This is a genomic window from Coprococcus sp. RTP21281st1_F1_RTP21281_210402 (assembly GCF_040915325.1).
GTDB lineage: Bacteria > Bacillota > Clostridia > Lachnospirales > Lachnospiraceae > Coprococcus > Coprococcus aceti.
Genome location: NZ_JBCPDQ010000005.1, coordinates 85,734 through 107,243, shown reverse-complemented (window position 1 = coordinate 107,243; position 21,510 = coordinate 85,734). Strand labels below are relative to the sequence as shown.

22 protein-coding genes and 1 pseudogene are annotated in these 21,510 nt (G+C 43.9%); 2 read left to right on the top strand and 21 right to left on the bottom strand.

Going from position 1 to position 21,510, the window contains the following annotated elements; genetic code table 11:
* Positions 1 to 23 precede the first annotated feature (23 nt).
* Positions 24 to 1,223: a cation:proton antiporter gene (locus tag AB5150_RS08410; protein WP_368291671.1), complete on the bottom strand. Its 1,200-nt coding sequence runs from the start codon at positions 1,221 to 1,223 to the stop codon at positions 24 to 26.
* 118 nt (positions 1,224 to 1,341) lie between these two features.
* Positions 1,342 to 1,930: pseudogene (locus AB5150_RS08405) on the bottom strand (ketopantoate reductase C-terminal domain-containing protein).
* 217 nt (positions 1,931 to 2,147) lie between these two features.
* On the opposite strand from AB5150_RS08405, the gene AB5150_RS08400 reads away from it, so the two are divergent.
* Positions 2,148 to 2,507 (top strand): BlaI/MecI/CopY family transcriptional regulator, encoded by a 360-nt coding sequence (locus AB5150_RS08400; protein ID WP_015533249.1) that lies wholly within the window; start codon positions 2,148 to 2,150, stop codon positions 2,505 to 2,507.
* Between the two features lie 10 nt (positions 2,508 to 2,517).
* A complete protein-coding gene (locus AB5150_RS08395; protein WP_368291669.1) occupies positions 2,518 to 4,065 on the top strand; it encodes a M56 family metallopeptidase in 1,548 nt (515 codons plus the stop codon).
* A 130-nt stretch (positions 4,066 to 4,195) separates the two neighbouring features.
* Here AB5150_RS08395 and AB5150_RS08390 read toward each other — a convergent pair whose 3' ends face one another.
* From AB5150_RS08390 to folE, 19 genes are all read right to left on the bottom strand, one after another.
* Positions 4,196 to 5,572: a sodium-dependent transporter gene (locus tag AB5150_RS08390; RefSeq protein WP_215672659.1), complete on the bottom strand. Its 1,377-nt coding sequence runs from the start codon at positions 5,570 to 5,572 to the stop codon at positions 4,196 to 4,198.
* Positions 5,573 to 5,756: 184 nt separating this feature from the next.
* A complete protein-coding gene (locus AB5150_RS08385; RefSeq protein WP_368291667.1) occupies positions 5,757 to 6,029 on the bottom strand; it encodes a hypothetical protein in 273 nt (90 codons plus the stop codon).
* Positions 6,030 to 6,133: 104 nt separating this feature from the next.
* Positions 6,134 to 6,970 carry a DUF3658 domain-containing protein gene (locus tag AB5150_RS08380; protein WP_368291665.1) on the bottom strand — a complete coding sequence of 279 codons (837 nt, stop codon included), beginning with the start codon at positions 6,968 to 6,970 and terminating at the stop codon, positions 6,134 to 6,136.
* A gap of 10 nt (positions 6,971 to 6,980) precedes the next feature.
* Entirely contained in the window at positions 6,981 to 7,649 is a 669-nt protein-coding gene (locus AB5150_RS08375; RefSeq protein ID WP_368291662.1) for a hypothetical protein, read from the bottom strand.
* Between the two features lie 394 nt (positions 7,650 to 8,043).
* A complete protein-coding gene (locus tag AB5150_RS08370; RefSeq protein WP_147341862.1) occupies positions 8,044 to 8,781 on the bottom strand; it encodes a hypothetical protein in 738 nt (245 codons plus the stop codon).
* A gap of 186 nt (positions 8,782 to 8,967) precedes the next feature.
* Entirely contained in the window at positions 8,968 to 9,336 is a 369-nt protein-coding gene (locus AB5150_RS08365; protein ID WP_368291660.1) for an ACT domain-containing protein, read from the bottom strand.
* A 15-nt stretch (positions 9,337 to 9,351) separates the two neighbouring features.
* Positions 9,352 to 9,957 carry a helix-turn-helix domain-containing protein gene (locus AB5150_RS08360; RefSeq protein ID WP_368291658.1) on the bottom strand — a complete coding sequence of 202 codons (606 nt, stop codon included), beginning with the start codon at positions 9,955 to 9,957 and terminating at the stop codon, positions 9,352 to 9,354.
* 211 nt (positions 9,958 to 10,168) lie between these two features.
* The gene (sfsA, locus tag AB5150_RS08355; protein ID WP_368291656.1) at positions 10,169 to 10,843 is read right to left on the bottom strand and encodes a DNA/RNA nuclease SfsA; all 675 of its coding nucleotides are present in this window, start codon (positions 10,841 to 10,843) and stop codon (positions 10,169 to 10,171) included.
* A 19-nt stretch (positions 10,844 to 10,862) separates the two neighbouring features.
* Positions 10,863 to 11,309, bottom strand: coding sequence for a PaaI family thioesterase (locus AB5150_RS08350; protein ID WP_055273642.1), 447 nt, complete (start codon positions 11,307 to 11,309; stop codon positions 10,863 to 10,865).
* A gap of 53 nt (positions 11,310 to 11,362) precedes the next feature.
* Positions 11,363 to 12,850 (bottom strand): sodium/pantothenate symporter, encoded by a 1,488-nt coding sequence (gene panF, locus AB5150_RS08345; RefSeq protein WP_022216584.1) that lies wholly within the window; start codon positions 12,848 to 12,850, stop codon positions 11,363 to 11,365.
* Positions 12,840 to 13,115: a YhdT family protein gene (locus tag AB5150_RS08340; RefSeq protein ID WP_117875398.1), complete on the bottom strand. Its 276-nt coding sequence runs from the start codon at positions 13,113 to 13,115 to the stop codon at positions 12,840 to 12,842. Before AB5150_RS08340 ends, panF begins: the two co-directional genes overlap by 11 nt.
* Before the next feature lie 202 nt (positions 13,116 to 13,317).
* Positions 13,318 to 13,593, bottom strand: a complete 276-nt coding sequence (locus AB5150_RS08335; RefSeq protein ID WP_120000135.1) for a DUF2442 domain-containing protein — start codon at positions 13,591 to 13,593, stop codon at positions 13,318 to 13,320.
* A 33-nt stretch (positions 13,594 to 13,626) separates the two neighbouring features.
* Entirely contained in the window at positions 13,627 to 13,887 is a 261-nt protein-coding gene (locus AB5150_RS08330) for a DUF4160 domain-containing protein (RefSeq protein WP_015533263.1), read from the bottom strand.
* A gap of 270 nt (positions 13,888 to 14,157) precedes the next feature.
* Positions 14,158 to 15,612 (bottom strand): adenylosuccinate lyase, encoded by a 1,455-nt coding sequence (gene purB / locus AB5150_RS08325; protein ID WP_238050521.1) that lies wholly within the window; start codon positions 15,610 to 15,612, stop codon positions 14,158 to 14,160.
* Positions 15,613 to 15,936: 324 nt separating this feature from the next.
* On the bottom strand, positions 15,937 to 17,421 hold the full coding sequence (purF, locus tag AB5150_RS08320; protein ID WP_368291653.1) for an amidophosphoribosyltransferase: 1,485 nt from the start codon (positions 17,419 to 17,421) through the stop codon (positions 15,937 to 15,939).
* 389 nt (positions 17,422 to 17,810) lie between these two features.
* Positions 17,811 to 19,166 carry a phosphoglucosamine mutase gene (glmM, locus tag AB5150_RS08315; protein WP_015533266.1) on the bottom strand — a complete coding sequence of 452 codons (1,356 nt, stop codon included), beginning with the start codon at positions 19,164 to 19,166 and terminating at the stop codon, positions 17,811 to 17,813.
* A 19-nt stretch (positions 19,167 to 19,185) separates the two neighbouring features.
* Positions 19,186 to 20,100, bottom strand: a complete 915-nt coding sequence (locus AB5150_RS08310) for a diacylglycerol kinase family protein (protein WP_015533267.1) — start codon at positions 20,098 to 20,100, stop codon at positions 19,186 to 19,188.
* Between the two features lie 39 nt (positions 20,101 to 20,139).
* Positions 20,140 to 20,817, bottom strand: coding sequence for a 7-cyano-7-deazaguanine synthase QueC (gene queC, locus AB5150_RS08305; protein ID WP_015533268.1), 678 nt, complete (start codon positions 20,815 to 20,817; stop codon positions 20,140 to 20,142).
* A gap of 99 nt (positions 20,818 to 20,916) precedes the next feature.
* Positions 20,917 to 21,510 (bottom strand): GTP cyclohydrolase I FolE, encoded by a 594-nt coding sequence (folE, locus tag AB5150_RS08300; RefSeq protein WP_015533269.1) that lies wholly within the window; start codon positions 21,508 to 21,510, stop codon positions 20,917 to 20,919.

Sequence of the window (21,510 nt, the reverse complement as noted above, 5' to 3'; positions counted from 1 at the left end):
CTATATCTACCGAACGCAAAACATCACTTATCCTCACTAAGCAAATGCTTGTACGTTCCATCTATTCCTATCGCTCCAAGTGGCGCAGTCACCACGATCGCCAGCACGGCAACCGACAATACTATATTACCACATGCCAGCCCTGCCGCAAGCGGAACTGATCCAATGGCTGCCTGAACTGTAGCCTTCGGAAGATACGCGATGACACAGAACAGCCTTTCCTTCCATGTAAGTGATGTATGTGCCACGCAGATCAGAACACCAACCGTTCTAAATGCCAGTGCGACAAATATCATAAGTAGTGCCGGAAGTCCTGCTGCCAGGGTGTATCTGATATCCACAGCCGCACCCACAAGCACGAATAATATGACCTCCGTCGCAAGCCACAGCTTTCCAAACTTCTGTGAGAGTCTTCCCGACACCGACTCTAGGCATTTGAGTTTCAGGACACATGCCATAGCCACCACCGCAAGAAGTCCCGACACCGACACCTTTCCCTCAAGCCAGCCCTCTATCGCTATAAGCAGGAACGAAAATCCCAGCACGATGATGACCTTCATGCTGTTTCTCACGCAGTGTTTCCTTGCATAGGAAGTCTCAAAGAACAGATAAAGTCCATATCCAACGGCCACGCCAAGCAGTACTCCAAGCACGATGGATATTGGAATATTCACGAAATCCATGACATGAGCACTTCCGCCCTGCGCCATGCTGAGAAATGTGGTAAAAAGCACTATGACAAATATATCGTCGCAGGATGCTCCCGCAAGTATCATCTGCGGAATCGCCTTGTCAGTTCCGTACTTTTTCTCTATGAGATTCACCATTCTCGGAACAACGACCGCCGGTGATACCGCCCCAAGCACGGCTCCCATGACCGCTGCCTCAATGCGGTTTATTCCAAGTATAACTGGTGCGCACAGTATGTATCCGATGATCTCAAATGACGCCGGGACAAATGAGAGCAGCACAGCCGAGCGTCCTGCCTTCTTCAGATCCTTAAGGTCAAGGGACAGTCCTGCCTTGATAAGTATGATGATAAGCGCTATCTTTCTGAGATCCGCAGATATGGACAATATAGACGGATCAAAGAGATCCAGCACATACGGACCAAGAACGACTCCCGTTGCCAGCATTCCTATGATGCGCGGCAACTTAAGCCTCTGACAGATGGCGCCCATCGCCAGTCCGACTATGAAAATGAGTGCAAGTGATGTCAACATGATAGACAATACCTCCTTAATTTAGCAAATGTATCAAAGCATTTTCTTATTATGAAAAAAAAGCTTACACCAGTCAGTATCAATACTAACATACCATCAATACAGCCGTCGAAGCATATCACCTTGCACAGGTTCTCTCATTCTCCCTGCCCTCGTAGTCAAACAGCCCGTCATTTTTCTCCTCCAACGCCTTTATCATATGATACGCAAATTCATTGTAAGGCATCGGTATTCCAAGCTCTCTTCCCATTCTTACTAGTGCACCCGAGAACATATCTATCTCTGTATGCCTTCCAGAATCAAGATCCTGAAGTGTCGAATATCTCGCTGAAGGTGGAACCGCACTTCCGTGCACCGATGGCCCTTCGGCAAGTGAAAGGTCTATCCCCTTCGCCGTAGCCACCGCCTCAAGTTCAGACTTGAGTGCATCGCTTATGATCCTCATGTGTTCACTGTCCCTGTAACAGCCCACTCCCGCACCAAGGATAGCCTGTGGCAGATTGTTGCACACGTTGAGTCTGAATTTGCTCCACAGATCAACCATGATATGATTCGATATCGTGTAGTGAAGTCCTGTTCCATCAAACAGCCTGACGATCGCCTTCGGCTATAACTCCAAGCTCTATGTCATCTCTTTCTGAGAGTCCCCATATCATATAAGAGCCTACAGCTCCGGCTCCTAAAATAGCAACTTTCTTTATATCCATATGTAAAATCCTTCTTTCATGTACTCATAAACATTATTATAAAAACCGGACAGAAATCCTGTCAACTTTCAAAATCTTATCACCTGCCAGAATCAGTCACGCCATGCTGCAAATATTAATTTTAATTCAAACTACTCCAGTAGTATTGACATTTTATTAGCTGAAAAGTATTATAAAGACATAATACTACTGCAGTAGTTTGCAAAGGAGAACACATATGGATATAAAACTTTTTGATTCAGAACTTAAGGTGATGGGAGTCCTCTGGGACGAGGGCGACACAACTGCCAAACATATCTCCGATGTCCTGAAAGAAGAAATTGGCTGGAACATGAACACTACATATACGTTGATCAAGAGGTGCATCAAAAAAGGAGCAATTGAACGCTCTGAGCCTAATTTCATGTGCCACGCCATAATACCAAAGGAGGAGGTACAGGAAGCCGAGACAACTGAACTTATCAATAAGGTCTACGACGGATCTGCCGACAAACTATTTGCCGCTCTTCTCGGCAGAAAGAAGCTTTCTCCTGAGGAGATCGCAAAGCTAAAACAAATCGTCAACGATTTGGAGTGAGGTGATGAATATGAGCTTACTGCAAATGAGCGTTGCCGGGGCTGTCATGATCATGGTGATCACAGTCATTCGCGCTCTGGCAATTAACCGATTGCCTAAAAAGACATTCCTGATACTGTGGGGAATCACGATCATCAGGCTGCTAATACCATTTTCATGTCCATCTAAGTTTAGCATCTATTCTCTGCTGGGAAAGAAAACAGTCTCTGACATAAATGAAACACCGGCTGTCAGATTCATGCCGGTCAATACGCAAGGGCCTGTCTCCACCCAGGCACCTCAATCTCAGATTTCTACTCTCACGATTTCAGCGTGGGATATCATCTGGGTGGCAGGACTTGTTCTCTGCGCGGTATTTTTTATCTCGGCATATATCAGATGCTACAGGGAATTTCAGACATCATTACCAGTTGAAAATGCATTTGCACGCAGATGGCTGGAGACTCACAATTTAAAACGCAAGCTGTCCATACGACAGTCAGATCTGATCTCGGCACCGCTTACATTTGGCGTGTGGCATCCAGTGATTCTTATGCCCAAGAAAACTGACTGGGAAAACGAAGATACCCTGTGTTACGTGCTGGAACATGAATTTATACATATTAGAAGATTTGACACAGTTACCAAGTTTCTGCTGATCACCACTGTCTGCATACACTGGTTTAACCCTCTGGTATGGATTATGTACTTTCTCGCCAACAGAGACATAGAGCTATCCTGCGACGAGGCTGTGATTCACCATTTCGGAGGCACAAGCAGGGCGTCCTACGCAAAGGCTCTGATCAGTATGGAGGAGACAAAGGGCGGTTTTATGCCACTCTGCAACCACTTTAGCAGAAACGCAATCGAAGAAAGGATAACAGCAATTATGAAAACAAAAAAGACGACTATCATATCATTCGCTGTAGCGATGGTCTTATTCACCGGAACAGTGACAGTATTTGCAACATCGGCCAAGGGCGATGAATCCAGTACGGTCACCGAAGCTACAGATACTACCAATACCACTTTTTCAGACACGGTTGATACGGAGACAATAATGTCCTATATAAATCCGGATGACGGCAAGACATATTACAGCTTTGATAATGGAAAGACATTTGAGGCCATGACCGACGCCGAGTTTGAAGAAAAGTTCCCAACTCCTGATATTGAGTGGTGGACATACGACGAGTATAAGGCATGGCTTGAGAACGAAAAAGTCGAGCTCAAAAGTATCATCGGTAGTTCATATATATCCGGTGGCAAAAAATATGTGTGGACACAGGATAGAGTAAATGAGACGATCGCCATGTACGAGGGCATTCTGGAGGATATCAAGAACGGAGCCAAATACTCCAAATCCATAGACGGGCAAGATGACGAGATGGTCAGCTACAATCCAGCTGACATAGCTCAGACAAAAGAATCGCTTAAGTCCATCGAACGCACTATGACAGACTGCCAGGATGAGGTCAGCGAATCCGTGGCTCAGACAAATGAATCACTTAAGTCCATTGAGCGCACTATGACGGACTGCCAGGATGAGGTCAGCGAATTCCAAGCTACAGCCAATTAAACTACCAAGAGTGTCAGTCCAGATCTGAATTCCATCGCAACAAAGAACTAGAAATACTGAACATAACAAACCGCCCTGTCTAATACATATAACGTATCAGACAGGGCGGCTTTATTATCTATATACATGTCTACATCTTTATCCAGCCAAGTGCATTTGCAACAGAGCTGAGCAGGATAATGATGGCAAATACAGGACAGAGATATTTGATCATGACTACAAATACCTTCTTTCTCCTGAAGGCACTCTCGCCGTGAATTATCTCATCCTCTATCTTATCTATTCCAACTACCCTTGACACAAGCAGGCTTGTGAGAAGTGCCGCTATAGGCATCATCACCGAATTTGTGAGGAAGTCGAACAGGTCAAGGAACTGCATGCCTATAATCTTGATTCCTGCCAGCGGGCCATAGCCAAGGGATGACAGACTTCCAAGCGCAAGCATGATAACTCCCACAAGCACCGTTGCCTTCTTTCTTCCCCATCCAAGCTCATCCTCAAATGTTGACACTGCACTCTCAGTAAGTGCTATGGAGCTTGTAACCGCTGCGAACAGTACGAGCAGGAAGAACACAATTCCTATGACAGTTCCAAATCCCATGTTCTGGAATACTTTTGGAATAGTGATAAACATCAGTGATGGTCCGGCCTGAAGGGTATCCGGATCTCCCCCAGAGAATGCAAATACCGCCGGGATTATCATAAGTCCCGCCATGATCGCTATACCAGTGTCAAATATCTCCACATTTCTGGTCGAATCCTCTATCGCCGTATCTTTCTTCATGTAAGAGCCAAATGTTATGAGTATTCCCATGGCAATGGAAAGCGAGTAGAACATCTGCCCCATGGCAGAAACCACTGTCATCCACGAGAAGTTCTTCACATTTGGCACAAGGAAGTATTTTACTCCCGCAAGTGCGCCTGGTCTTGTCACGGAATATACAGCAATGATGACTGACAGAACGATCAGAATAGGCATCATAATCTTGGATACCCTCTCTATTCCGTTCTGCACACCGGCAAATATAATGATAAGTGTAAATGCACAGAACGCCACAAAACACAGCTCCGTTGACACACCATTTGATATAAAATCGGTGAAATATCCATCCTCAGCCAGCAGCTTTGCATTTCCTCTGAAATACTCCACCAGATATTTGATGACCCAGCCGCCGATAACCGAATAGTACGGCACTATAAGCACGGGGATAACTGCATTTATCCAGCCGCCGAACGACAGCCATTTCTTCTTTCCAAATGATTTGAATGCTCCAACCGGACTCTTTCTCGTCATTCGTCCGATCGCCGTCTCCGCAACTATCATAGTATAACCAAATGTAAGTGCAAGCACGATGTATATTATGAGGAAAATCCCCCCGCCGTACTTTGCCGCAAGATAAGGGAATCTCCATATATTTCCAAGGCCCACCGATGCACCTGCCGCCGCCAGCACGTACCCCAGCTTGCCCGAAAATGAACTTCGCTTACCATTCTTCATATCTTCCATATACCTTCACCATATTTTACCTGGAACTAATCCCCGTAATCTTTCCTTCCACATTTATTTGCATATACATGTGATTCTAACATGACCCGAGAGGAAAAGCCACTATATATTTGAACATCATCCAAACTGCTGACATCTCGCCCTCAACACTCCATTTACTATAATGTCCAACACGTAATATCTTTTATTCCCTACCCTCTATAATTTCTTCTATTTTAAGATAGAAATTCTCAAAGAACTCTCTTTGTTTGGTTGACAAACCATTTATTTTTGCCACATCGCGATAAAATACTTCCTTTGAGACCGCCTTGGGGTTATCTCCAAAGGTCCTTATCCCCTGTACTACTCCATCAAGATATAAACCATCTTCCTGAAAAATATGTGTCATAGGGAGATCCCCCAGCATATCCATCAGCACAGCTACTTCTGATTCAGCAACCTTCTTTACCCTGATCATAAATTGTCCTTGTTTTTCGGGATGCTTTTCTGCTTTTTTGCACAGAGCAAACGGATACATTTTTATTGGATTTTTCTTTATCCACGCTATTCTCAGTCTCCATTCTACAAATACCCTTTTATCAAACGTGCATACTTATTCTCCGAATCCTCCACAACCTTTATCTTGCCCTGCCTTATGAAATGTTCTATCCTCGCCGCATACCACCAGTCGCCGACTCCGATCGTAACCTGTCCCAGAATGTCACCGATCAGCCTGCACTCCTTAACCGGCTTGTCCGTCAGCTTGTTCCAAATGATAAAATCATAGAAATCATCTGACACACTGAGCACTGTTCCATTTACCACAGCCCTGAGCGGTGCATTTTCAAGGACAAGCTCGCCCCACATCTCCGCATACATTCTTATCTCATCTGATGTGAGTTTCCTCTCATTTCCGAGGAACCCAGCAAATTCCTCCGCCGCCACCTCGCTCCAGCTATGATACGACACTATTACGTTTTTCTTTACAACATGTTCTGGCTGCGTGACAACTGACACTTCATTTGGATAGTTCTTCAGGATGCTGCATACATGATAAAATCCACACCTTGAATATGGAGCGTCACTGTACCATATTCTTACCGGCTCACCACCCTCAAGAAATCTTATAAGCCTTGCAAGTTCACCGGCGTACACATTGCCAAGTTTCTTAAGTTCATTTTCATATTCCTCGTCCTGCTCCCACTGATTCTGAGCATACATTGAGTAGATAAAATCCTTGCGGTACTGACTGTCAACTGCCTCGCCTATGTAGCCCATGTCCAGCATGAAACCAAGGCAGATCACCTCGTCAGAAGAACCCTGTATCCACAGTGGCTGGCCATTCTTATATTCCACATTCTCGCATTTTGCCGCTTTCATGGAGCCTGCCGAGCTTTCTCCAAATAGTATCTCTACCATAATCTGCTCCTTATCTTTCCCCAATACCACCTATCAGCCTGTCAATCTCCTGATATGCCGTTTCTGTCCGTGCTGAATATGTGCAATTCGGAGAATCTCCCTGCATAACAAACAAGATTTCTTCATCAGTTTTCGCGTACAGATCAATTCTGTCAGAATACCAGTTATAAACATGATAAGGATATTTATTTAATATGCCATCTACCTTTTCAATGTCACCATCATCATACCAGATAATATCCTCTGCGCAAAACTCAAAACAGGATATTGCCGCCTCATATATCAACATTCCCATCATAAATGCAGACAAACTATTTTCAGCCTGGCCGATCTCGTTGACCGTGCCATCGTCATCCGTTTCCACGACATACACAGGTGGATCATCCTCAGCCATATCAGCCCTTCTGATCGCGACCTGATATACACCTTGATTCTCATTCAATATATAAAAATATCCTTTTGTCTTCCTTGTCCATTTATACCTGCGCTGAAAATCAAGAGTAACCCAGGGATCATTGCTATGATTGAACAACTCGCTTGTTTTACCACATTTCTTCCATATCTCATATAGCGTATGTGGGATGCTCTCAAATCCCGCTCTCAGCTCTTTTATCTCCTCATCTGTATATCCTACAAATGACTTGATATTGTATATTTTTTGTAATAAGGCATAGTCCATTTGTTATTCCTCCAACTATAAGTCAAACTTTACAACTCTAACACTATCTGAATATGTGATATATCATCTTCCAGAAATTCTTCCGACGATTGTCTGAAACCATTCTTCTCATATAAAGACCGGGCAGATACCTATGCTTCAATAGTAAGCTTATCTGCATGAAATTCTATTTTAGCTACATTGATAACCTCTTCATCGATTCTGCTACCCAGCTCTCATCCGCATCTGCCCTAAGTTCTATGCTAACCGATAGCGAATTCTTGAATTTGCTAAACACTGTTTCGCCAATTTGGACTAAAAAATAAACCTTATAAGATTGTCGAGTTTTTTAGATTTCCAACAGAAAATCCTTTCCTAAAATTCTGCATAAAATAATCAGATACCTCTTCAATAGTTATCCATTATTTTTTCTTTCTAAAAATTTTTGAACGTGGCTCATATCTATCGAACATACAGGGCGTTTTTTCTCATTATCATATTCAATACTTATTTCAAAATATTGTTCATAACTATTTGAATAAATATCATCATAATAAAATGAGAGTACATACCTCCCCAAGTTTTCACTATTTTCTGAACAATTCTCTGAAAACAAATGAAACATCATCGGCGTATTAGGTTTTAATGATAAAACTGGTAAATATTTTCTATCATGTTCAATAGTCTCTTTACGATTTAAGCCATATCGCATCCGTATTGCAGCACCATTTCCAACATTTTCAAATTCAAACGGCACACAAATGTCGTCCACTACTTGCAATCTCCCGCCATTTTCAGAATAAACCCATCTCGTTCCCCCGTTATCCAGCAACTCCTGCTGAGTTTTTGTCAGTCCAGTGCTGTATCTAATTACACCATTTTCTAGGATACAGTAATAATCTGTAAGCTTATATTCATAATATCCTTCTACTTGCTTTGCACAAATTTTTGTATCTTTTGATTTAAACAGATTAGTTCTCGATCTTGTTTTCAACATATCTATAACAATAAATGGCATTGTCCTGTCTCGAACATCATCCTTGTAGCTCTTTTGACTATACCGTATTGTGATAAAAATACCATAAATAGCAATTACAGCTGCAATTATTGTTCCATAATAAGAAAGCATTGCTGAAGCGTCCCATTCTGCCACAAAAAATTCTCTTGATGGATGCAATTTAAAAAGGCAATTTATAATTATTGGTCCTATAATAACAAATGCCAATACTACTAAGATCATTTTATAATTATTTTTTATCCAGCCCCTCAAATATAATCTAGCTCCTTCCTAAATTTATTTAATTCAATCTTCATTTTCACTGAAATTATCTATCAACTCTCAATCCACAATTTCATACCCTGCTGCCGCCAGAACTTCAAGTGCATCTTGAAAATTCTCCTTCTTCACCATAACATAATCAGTATTATATGTGGATACTGCAAATATCGAAATTCCGTTATCCGCCAAAACAGATGCAATCTTAGCCAGAATCCCGATCAAAGAAAAGTCCAATACGCCCTGAATGCGGAAGGCTCTCCAGCCATCATCACGCTTTATAACATTTGCCGGCACTTCACTCACCGGGCATACCAGAGACTTTTCCTCATCAGTTTTTCCTATAAAACAATACTCAGAATCGAGATTCGCATATGTGTAATCTTCCACCTGACACAATGAAAATTCTTCATCAATCTTTTTTATCTCCATGACCTCTCCTTGAATCTATTTTGTAAGCACCTTTTTGCAATATCTATGTGCACCACAATGAGGACAAACTAATTTACGCTTTGTTAATGTATGTGCTCCCATTACATATGACTTCATATCCGGAACAAACCTTGTGTTGCAATCAGGGCATTCAAATGCTCCTGCCTCTCTATCAAGAATACACGCAATCACTATTCCGCCACATACCACTACTAACCCTATTGCGATAAGCAGAACCCTCAGCCAATTCTCCATCTCCAGAATTCCTGACAATAAAAACAATGGAAATGCCGCAACTATCGTAAGTGTCGCGACCATTGCAGACAAAATAATTTTCTTTTTGCTTTCCTGTGCCTCTCTAACTAAATTCACCATATTAACCTCAGCTTTCTTTCGATAATCATCTTCAGATACTCTTTCGCCAGATAGTAATTCATTCACTGTTATCTCTAATTCATCACATAACGGCAACAGTAATGAAACTTCCGGAAAACCATTTCCTCGTTCCCATTTTGAAATTGTTTTATCGCTGATTCCAATTTTTTCAGAAAGCTGTTTTTGAGTATATCCCTTTCTCTTTCTCTCATCAGCGATGAATCGTCCAATTTTAATCTGGTCCATATGTTTTCCTCCTTTCTGGCTCAATTATCTCCCCTTTTTATTGCAAATCACACCCACGAGGCGTAGAATATGGTGAATCTATGCGGGTTCTACGCTTCGTAGACTAATCTATTTATCTGTTATCACCTATTTCTTACCAAAGCTGCTTATATCTGCTAAAACACTCCTCATCTACGACAGCCTGCAAACCATTATATATTCCTCATCATTCTCATCCACGATCTGGAATCCAACGCTCCACTATCTCCAGCTCATCCCGTGTAACCCGGCATATGAGATTTAACACCTCCACGCCGGCAGCCTTCGCCTCATAGAAAGTCTCCGCAAACTCCCTGTGTATTTCCGCATTTGGCCTGACCTCAGTTATCCCTGTCATCGGAATGACAAATGCAACATAGCATTTATATCCCTCGGAGACCGCCTTCATCAGCTCCCGCAAATGCCTGACTCCCCTGTCGGTGGGTGCATCCGGGAAATATCCTATCCCATCGATCTCCTGAGTGCAGCCCTTGACCTCCATGAGATACTTCGTGCCATCCTTTTCCATATAGAAATCAATCCTTGAATCCCCGTATACATACTCCGGCTTTATAAAGTCATAATCCTTAGTTTTAAGCCATTCCAAAACCACCTTATTCGGCACCTGACTATCCACGTTCACCCAGCCAAGCTTTGGATCCTCCACCGCTATGAGATCGTATTTCGTCTTGCGGTTTGGATTTGCAGACTTCTCAAGGCTGACCGTGTTCCCCGGTATCAGCAAACTGCTAAGCCTCCCTGTGTTCTTTACGTGCACGGTCTCTGTAACTCCGTCTATCTCCACATGGGCTGTGAACCTGTTTTGCCTTTCTACGAACTTGCCTGAGATAACATTTGTATATTTCACCTTGCCTTACATCTCCCATCTATTCCACAACAGAGCGGTTCATCATGTAGAATGAGAACCTTGCCTTGTCCACAAGCTGTCCCTTGTCATCGTAAATATTTGCCTCGTACAGTGACACCTTCTTGCCCTGGCGGATCTCCATTCCCTCGCATATGAGATACTCCGTGTTCATAGCCGGAGCTATATATGTCATGGTTCCATCTATAGTTGAAGAAAACTTTCCGTAGGTACATGCTGCGATCCCGCTCACTATATCCGCAAGTGAGTACAGGCATCCACCATGCACAGAACCATATGGATTAAGGACATCCTCTGTGACCATCATCTTGCCCTTCACATATCCAAGACTCATATCGACCAGCTCTATCTTCAGGTTCTGGACATAGATGTTGTCCTTGTTAAACCTTATCAGCGCCTGTTTCACATCCTCGGACATTGCTTTTTTGTTGTCGTTTATCTCATTCATGCTTAGTTTTACCTTTCAACTCTATTTTCATGTTCATACATCCTGCGCACATATCAAAAGCACTTGTCCAGAATATCCGGATCAAGTCCTTTTCTTCCCGTTACAAATCCAATTCCAAAGTACAGCACCGCACCTACCATCAGTCCCCACACGACCGCATTTATCCCGGCGATCTTGATAAAATACGTTGCAAATATATATGTCGCGATCGCGCCTACGCTGCTGCACACCGCCGCCTGCTTAGTTCCCTTCTTCCAGAACAGGCCTCCCACAAGGGGCCAGAAGAATGTGCATTCAAGTCCGCCAAATGCAAACATGTTGAGCATAAAAATTATATCCGGCGGATTGATCGTGAGAACCATCACCACCACGCCGAGCAACATCGTAAGTATCGTGCTCACCAGCTTGACATTCTTGTCGTATTTCTCATTTTTCACCGGATCATCACCCACCACGTAATTCTTCCACAGATCCTTCACTATAGCTGCTGTGGCAAGTATGAGGAGCGAATCTGCTGTCGACATGACTGCTGCCATCGGCGCTGCGAGAAATATCGCTGCTATTCCAGGCGGCATGATCTTCTGTACTATATATGGTATAAAATAATCCGAAGTTGGAAGATTATCAGTATCGACAAGTGCGCCAGCCCATGTTCCTGCAAGATGCATTCCCACGATCACAAAGCTGCATGTGAGAACTCCGATCCACATCGCTCTGTGCATGCTCTTCGTATCCTTAAATCCCATGGCACGCACAGCAGTCTGGGGAAGTCCCAACGTTCCAAATCCCACAAGCACCCAATAGCTGAGCAGTCCTCCTGGCGTGTATTTCGAGAAAATGTCATCGTACACCTCCGGCAGATTTGTCTGAAGACCGGCATCTATCGCTGCAAGACCGCCCCCGCTCCTTAAGACAAAGAATATAAACAGGAATGTTCCGATACACATTACTATTCCCTGAATCGTGTCAGTTATGACAACCGCACTGAATCCGCCAATAGCTGTGTACAATATCACGACTGTGCCAAATATCAAAAGTGAAGTCACATGATCCATTCCCGTTATGGATGCTATAAGTGTGGCCCCGCCTGTAAACTGGCTTATCATCTGTGCTATGAAGAAAACTATAAGTCCAAGGCTCGTGATGACCACCAGCGCATCGCTCTTGTATCTCGCCTTGAAGTAGCCCACCACTGTCACAGCGCCCGTTCGTCTGGACACTATCGCCAGCTTATTTCCAAGCACACCGAGCACCAGAAATGTGACCGGGACCTGGATAGCAGCTATCCACGCCTGTGCATATCCATATGTAAGACCCGCTGCACCCGGCCCTGATATAAATGAACTTGCGGAAGTGTATGTCGCCATGATCGTCATGGCTAGGACGATTCCGTTCATATTTCTTCCGCCTATGAAATACTTCTTCTCGGACGTTGTGTGCAGACTTTTCTCCGCCCTTCTGCTGTAGACAAAGCTCACCACAATATTGAATAACAGATATCCGAGAAAAACCGATAAGATCAATATCTGATTACTGTTCATTTTCACCCTCACTCTCATCCTCTTCATATTGGAAATCTACGAACACAAACTTAAGCAGCCAGAATACCCCGATTACCGCAAGCACCACTGTTCCAAGCACCGAGACCACAAACCACGCCGGCATATGGAATACCGTCCACCCGGTGTCATTTAGCAGGAACGCGGTTAGCACATGCCATAAAAAACATATAAATACCACAAGCAGCGTCGCTTTGATCTCTTTTATGCACTGCCTGTGCTGTTCTTCCTTTGTCAGTTTCATCATAATAATATATCCCCTTATATTTCATAAATACATCGAACAATGCTCATTATATCACGCTGATCATTTTTTTCATAGTTACCCCGCCAGCCACCAAAATCCTGTGCATATACAAACTCTGTATTGTTGTCTGCACAAAAAAACTGGCGCACAGACGTTTCGTCCATACACCAGCCATTTATAGTTTACTGTATACCAATTTATGTTATGCTATTTTATCTTTTACATTTTCCAATTCATATAACGTATCCGGATCTATATCCAGACATTTCGATGTATCCCTCGTTCCTGTCACATCCCATGCCAAAGTTCCATTCAAAATTGTACATGAATTCAAAAAGAAATCTTTGTCTCTAAGCGGTTCAAACACTTTCTTATCCAGTAGTGGTTTTGCATCATAACATACAATTTTGCCATCCTCAAAATACACATATACTGTATAATCTTCAAATGGAACTACCTGTACTATATCATATATCATGCCAATTCCCCCTCTCTGTATAATACATAACTTTTAAATCAATGGATTTATTCTGTTTAATGGCAAACCATCCTTCGATAATTCCCAATTCTGCATTAACTCATCTTGATGAATGACACACCATGCAAGTATGAGCTTTAACTGCCTTGAAGGCAATGCACCTTTTATAACCCGTGCTTCATTTATATCTATTATAGCTTTATTTCCGTTATATTCTGCATGAAAATGTGGCGGATTATGATCATCATAATACATAGTTATTCTGATTCCATAAAACAGTGATATTTCTGGCATACTATCAACCTCCAATTATTATTGATAATATTATACTATATCATTCCAAGGCTGTTCAATAACTATCATGACTATATCAAAAGATAACTTAAGTAAATTTAGTCTTCTCTAGTTATTTTTTTCTAACCATATTGGCACAATCACTTATAAATTTGAATACAAAAAGCGCCAGCACATAAACCTTGGGATATATCCAATATTAAGCGGACATACCACCAGCGTAAATGCGCCAGCGTCTTATTTACTCTATATACATTTTAATTCAGATCTTTATACATTGATCTCCGCAGTAACACCGAGGATATCCTTGTTCTCATCGAGGATAGGCTGAATGACCTCTTCCAGGAACTCTCTTGTCTGCTCAGGAGCACGACCTACGAAGTTCTTTGGCTCAAGGATAGATACGATCTCCTCCTTTGTCATACCAAAGTCAGGGTCTGCTGCGATACGGTCAACGAGGTCATTCTCTCTTCCGTACTTCTTGACCTGCTCGCCTGCAAGCATTGAGTACTCTCTGATCTTCTCATGAAGCTCCTGACGGTTGCCGCCACGCTTAACAGCATCCATCATGATATTCTCTGTTGCCATGAATGGAATCTCCTTCATGAAGCACTGGTAGATAACCTTGTCATATACCACAAGACCATCAACAACGTTCAGGTACAGATCAAGGATTCCGTCAACTGCAAGGAATGCCTCTGGAACTGAGATACGCTTATTTGCTGAGTCATCCAGTGTTCTCTCAAACCACTGTGTTGCGGCTGTGATAGCAGGATTGAGCGCGTCACACATTACATAATTGGCAAGTGATGCGATTCTCTCACTTCTCATTGGATTTCTCTTGTATGCCATAGCTGATGAACCAATCTGGTTCTTCTCAAATGGCTCCTCTATCTGCTTTAAGTGCTGGAGAAGTCTGATATCATTTGAGAACTTGTGTGCACTCTGTGCGATGCCTGAGAGCACATTAAGAACTCTTGAGTCGACCTTTCTTGAATATGTCTGGCCTGATACAGGATAGCACTCAGCAAATCCCATCTTCTCAGCGATCTTTCCATCTATCTTTCTCACTGTCTCGTGATCTCCTCCGAAGAGCTCAAGGAAACTTGCCTGTGTTCCAGTTGTTCCCTTTGATCCGAGAAGCTTCTGCTGGCTGATCATGTACTCTATATCAGAGAGGTCAAGGAGCAGCTCCTGCATCCAGAGTGTTGCACGCTTGCCGACTGTCGTTGGCTGTGCAGGCTGGAAATGTGTAAATGCAAGAGTTGGGAGATCCTTGTACTGATCTGCGAACTTTGCCAGCTCATTTATAACATTGATGAGTTTCTTTCTGACAAGCTTTAATGCCTCTGTCATAACGATAACATCTGTGTTATCGCCTACATAGCAGCTTGTTGCTCCAAGGTGGATTATTCCTGCTGCCTTAGGGCACTGAACACCGTATGCATATACGTGGCTCATTACGTCGTGACGAACCAGCTTTTCTCTCTCTCTGGCAACATCATAGTTGATGTCATCAGCGTGAGCCTTGAGCTCCTCGATCTGCTCATCTGTGATTCTTGGATTGCCGTTCTCGTCCTTGAGACCAAGCTCCTTCTCTGTCTCAGCAAGAGCTATCCACAGCTTTCTCCATGTCTTAAACTTCATATCAGGTGAGAAAATATACTGCATTTCCTTACTAGCGTATCTTTCACACAGTGGGCTTTCGTACTTGTCCTTACTCATGTCTTTACCTCTTTCTTCCTGTAGTCTCCCGCATCTGCCAGCTGACAAATGCTTTTATATCTTATCACACAACTATTATACATGGGTTTCAGATTATTTCCATGCTTTTTTTGCATAAACCAGAAATTCGGAATCAATATCTGCTTTTCCGCTGATATGATTCCGAATTTTTACAATTTTTGTCTTGCAACAAGTGCGCACTTTCGTGCGCTATCACCAGGACTCCTCCCGCTTACGCGGGTCCCTCCTCATATCTTGTCTTCCGACAAGTGCGCACTTTCGTGCGCTATCACCAGGACTCCTCCCGCTTATGCGGGCCCCTCCTCATGATATAATATGTGACTCCGATCCTCTCTTGAAATTCTCGTGGTCGCCTCTGATGTCCTCTGTAGGCGGTTTCATAGGATATTGGCCGCTGAAGCATCCATGGCAGTACTGTCTTCCGCCTGAGAGCTCCGGAAGCCTCTCCATCTTCAGGTACGCCAGAGAATCGGCACCTATGATCTTGCATATATCATCCACAGACCTGTTGTATGCTATGAGCTGCTCTCTGTCCGGAATGTCAGTTCCAAAGTAGCATGGATACAGGAATGGAGGTGAACTGATCCTTACATGGACCTCAGTCGCTCCTGCCTCCCTGAGCATGCCAACTATTCTGTCACTCGTAGTTCCACGAACTATAGAGTCATCTATCATTATGACACGCTTGCCATTTACAGCCTCCTTAAGGACGTTCAGCTTGACACGCACGCTGGACTCTCTCTGGCTCTGCTGTGGCTTTATGAATGTTCTTCCCACATATCCATTCTTGACAAATGCCGTTCCATATGGAATACCCGATTCAAGTGAGTAACCCATAGCCGCCGCATTTCCCGATTCAGGAACGCCAACTACCACATCAGCGTCAACCGGGCTGTCCTTTGCAAGGCATCTTCCGGCTGTGATACGCGAATCGTACACAGACATTCCATCTATGACTGAATCAAGTCTCGCAAAGTATATATACTCAAATATACATCTTGCATGCTGCTCCTGGCACATGTTCTTGTACGACTGGATTCCATACTCAGGTGATATGGTTACAACCTCTCCAGGCTCCACATCCCTGACAAATTCGGCACCTATTGTATCGAGCGCACAGCTCTCAGATGCCAGTATGTATGCGTTATCACGCTTTCCTATACAAAGCGGTCTGAAACCAAATGGATCTCTGGCTCCAATAAGCTTTCTAGGACTCATGATGACAAGTGAATATGATCCCCTTACTTTCTTGAGAGCTCTAGTGACAGCCTCCTCAACGGAACCGCACTTAACTCTCTCCCTGGCTATATGGTAAGCTATTACCTCAGAATCAATTGTAGTCTGGAATATAGCGCCTGTGAGTTCCAGCTCACGTCTAAGCTCAGGAGCATTTACCAGATTGCCGTTGTGTGCAAGTCCCAGAGTTCCCTTTACATAATTGAGAACCAGTGGCTGTGCATTCTCTATAGTGCTGGCACCGGCTGTTGAATATCTCACATGACCCACACCGATATTTCCCTTTAGCTTGCTCAGTGAATCAGGTGTGTACACCTCATTCACAAGACCCATGCCCTTTAAGGAGCTGACCTTGCCCTTAGGACCAGCAGTGTCTGACACCGCTATACCGCAGCTCTCCTGTCCACGGTGCTGCAATGCAAACAGACCATAATAGATCGTGTTCGCCACATCATTTCCATCGAAATCATAGATACCGAAGACTCCGCACTCCTCGTGCATCTCGTGCATCTCGTCCTCGTCATAATAATGGGATCTTAAACATTCGTTCATAAATATATGCCTCTCATGTTATATTATTGTAACTGTCACGGCCACATAATTCTCATCGTATGTCTGGTAACAGTCATATCTTTCACCACATAAAACTTTATCTGTTTTACCACAACATGTCAACAGATAAATTCTATCATTTTTAGGATTATACCCCACTTTTTTCATGCATTTTCACCAACAGCAGTATGTTTCGCAAGTATTTATCTATTTAAACTTGAGAAAATCCACATCTCTCTGTCACAACCTCGCCTCACCGGTCGCGCTGTGCTTCTCTCCTGACGCGGCAGGTTACCACATAGTCCTTCCGGCTTCCACCTGGAATTGAAAAAAGCCCAAAAGATACAAATTTTACGTACTTTGTATCTTTTGAGCTTTTATACCACTCTCTACTCCACAGCGTATCCCTTTGCCTTTATGAGATCTACCATCTTGTATACATACTTCTCACACAGCTCATCTGTAGCTGCCTCGACCATAACTCTGATGACAGGCTCTGTACCGCTCTGTCTGAGAAGAAGTCTTCCGTCGTCTCCAAGCTCTGCTGCTATCTCATCGTTCAGTTTCAACACATCAGCATCGTTCATGACTGCATCCTTGCTTGAAACCTTGACATTCACAAGGAGCTGTGGATATATCGTCAGGCTGTTGAACAGCTCTGAGAGCTTAACCTTACGTCCAAGAATCGTCTCCATGATCATCAGCGAGGTGAGGACTCCGTCACCTGTTGTTGCATATTTAGAGAAAATGATATGACCTGACTGCTCACCGCCGATGGAATGTCCGTGCTCCATCATATTCTCGAACACATACTTGTCGCCGACTGCTGTCTTCTCATAGTTGATGCCCTTCTTGTCAAGTGCCTTGTAAAGTCCAAGATTGGACATAATAGTTGTAACGATCGTATTGTTGTTCAGCTCACCCTTATCCTTCAGGTAACGGCCACAGACATAGAGGATCTTGTCTCCGTCCACGATCTCACCCTTGTCGTCCACTGCAAGACATCTGTCCGCATCACCATCAAATGCAAATCCCACATCAAGTCCCTTCTCCTTGACAAATGCCTGAAGCTTCTCAATGTGTGTTGAACCACAGTCCGTGTTGATATTTGTTCCATTTGGCTCATTGTTGATGACATATGTCTTTGCTCCGAGGGCGTCATACACTGACTTTGCAACCAGATATGATGCACCATTTGCACAGTCAAGACCAATCCTCATACCCTTGAAAGGTCTGGTTGGGATCGTGAGCAGATAGCCTATATATCTGTTTCTTCCCATGGTGTAGTCAGTGGTCTTACCGATGTTCTCTCTCTTTGCAAATGGTATCTCGCCGAGCTCACCGTCTATATACTGCTCGATCTCGTTCTCGATGGCTGCCTCAAGCTTGTAGCCCTGGCCGTTGATCACCTTGATACCATTGTCATAATATGGGTTGTGGCTGGCTGAGATCATGATACCGCAGTCAAAATCACCTGTACGGACTATATAAGATACACTAGGTGTAGGAGTTACATGCATCAGATATACATCTGCTCCGCTGGCTGTAAGTCCTGCAACCAGTGAATACTCGAACATGTAGCTTGAAAGTCTCGTATCCTTTCCGATGACAACGTGTGCCTTTCCATCCTCATGCTGCTTGCCATAGTAATAACCAAGGTATCTTCCAACCTTATATGCATGCTCCACAGTAAGGTCAACATTTGCCTCGCCTCTGAATCCATCTGTTCCAAAATATTTACCCATTGTAAAATCCTCGATTCTATTATTCTATAACCTCATCCTGCTCGCTTTCCTGAACGACCAGAAGATCTATCGCTCTCCTGTGGATGTGTATCTTGGTCTCCTTATATTCTCCGCCGAACTCACCGTCACATGTCCATGCAACCGGATCCTCTGCATCGAACTTGACCCTGTGAGCCCTGAATGAAACCATACTCCTCTCATTCACATCTCCCGTAAGAAGCGCCCTGACAACTCTCTCCAGATCAGCTGGCGTCTTCATTGTCCTTATCAGTATGCCCTCAAAAAGTCCGTCATCGAACTCAACGCCTTTTCGGGTTATACTCTTAAATCCTCCAACGGATATCGAGTTGGACACCATACCGAATATGAACTCGCCTTCCTGCTCGTCCCCGTCTATCGTAACCTTCATCTTGTAAGATGGTACATTTGCCAGACTTTTTATCCCCTGCAATACATATGCCGCATGCCCAAATATATTCTTCATATTCTGCGGCGTTGCATATGATGTATCTGAGAACATTCCAAAAGCTGCGACATAAACAAAGTTCTTGTCGTTCAGACTTCCTATATCTATGGAGAACGGCTCTGCCTTCACTATCATCTCAGCCGCCTCAACCGTCTCTCTCGGTATGTCCATGCTCCTTGCAAAGTCATTGGTGGAGCCACACGGAATATATCCAAGTGGAACCTTTATCCCGCTCTTCATATATCCTGTAACTGTGTTGCCCAGGGTTCCGTCGCCCCCCGCACATACGATCACATCGTAGTTTGCGCCTTCCTCCTGAACAATTCTCTCTGCGTCATCTGCCGATTTCGTAAGATATGTCCTGACCGCGTAATCGTTGTTGCAGAACACTTCCAGCACATCCACCAAAGAATTCTTCAGAGTAGTCCTACCCGCTTTGGGATTCATGATGAACAGCATATTCTTCATACTTTCAATAACACAACCTTTCCCTTTGATACTGCTTATTTACTTGTGATCCTCCTTGTACTTCATGTACAGATCATACCCCTTCTTGCGGAGCTTGCATGATGGACAATGTCCGCAGCCCTCGCCCTTGATGCCATTGTAACATGTGAGTGTCATATCTCTGATGACATCCAGTCCACCCAGCTCATCAGCCATCTTCCATGTCTCCATCTTATCGATCCACATCAATGGTGTTATTATATCAAACTCGTAGTCCATTGCAAGATTTAGTGTTGTATTTAACGATTTGATAAATATATCCCTGCAGTCAGGGTATCCTGAGAAGTCACTCTGGGACACTCCTGTTATTATATCAGATATTCCTCTCTGTTTGGCAAATATTGCTACAAATGTAAGAAATACCATGTTCCTTCCGTCTACAAATGAGTTCGGTGTACCCTCATCAGGTGCATTTTCATCAACCTTCATGTCCGTTCTTGTCAGAGAATTTGGCGCAAGCTGGTTGAGAAGACCCATGTCAAGTATGTGGTGCTCCACTCCGAACTTGTCTGCGATCTCCTTTGCACACTCAAGCTCCAACGCATGTCTCTGTCCATAGTCAAATGATACCGCATACACCTTCTTGTACTTCTTGAGTGCCCACAACAGACACGTTGTGCTGTCCTGTCCGCCGCTGAATACTACAACTGCCTCATCCTTATTCTTCAAATTCTGCATGATCTCATCCTCCATATATAATCAAATATGATATTCCGGACCGCATTATAACGCTCCCGGATAAACAAATTCATCATTATCAATTCAGTGTGCCTATGACTATCTTCCCGCATTGTACATCATCAGCATCTTGTTCTGCAGAGCTGTATCGCTCTCAAATCGTCCCCTGAGAGTGGTCGTCATGGTCTTGCTTCCCGGCTTCTTGATGCCTCTCGCCGTCATACAACTGTGATGTGCCTCTATCATAACCGCCACGTCATCGGTTCCCGCAGCCTTGGATATGACGTAGGCTATGTCCGAGCCTATCCTCTCCTGAAGCTGAAGTCTCTTTGCAACCATATCCGCGATCCGCGCTATCTTAGAAAGTCCGAGCACTCTTCCATTTGGAATGTATGCGACTGAGACCTTCATGTCATACATGAGCGCCATGTGATGCTCACAGTAGCTGAACACCTCTATATCCTTGACAAACACCATGTCGCCTGCCTGCCTTGCCACTCCGTCCTCAGCAAATGTCTTGCCGAACATCTCAGCCAGCTCGTCGTTGGTGTAGTTCATTCCCTCAAATACTTCCTCGTACATGCGCGCGACCCTGTCAGGAGTCTCTACAAGTCCCTCTCTGTCAGGATCATCGCCAAGGGCAATCAATATTCCTCTTACATGCTCCTTTATAGCCTCTTTATCTATCGCCAT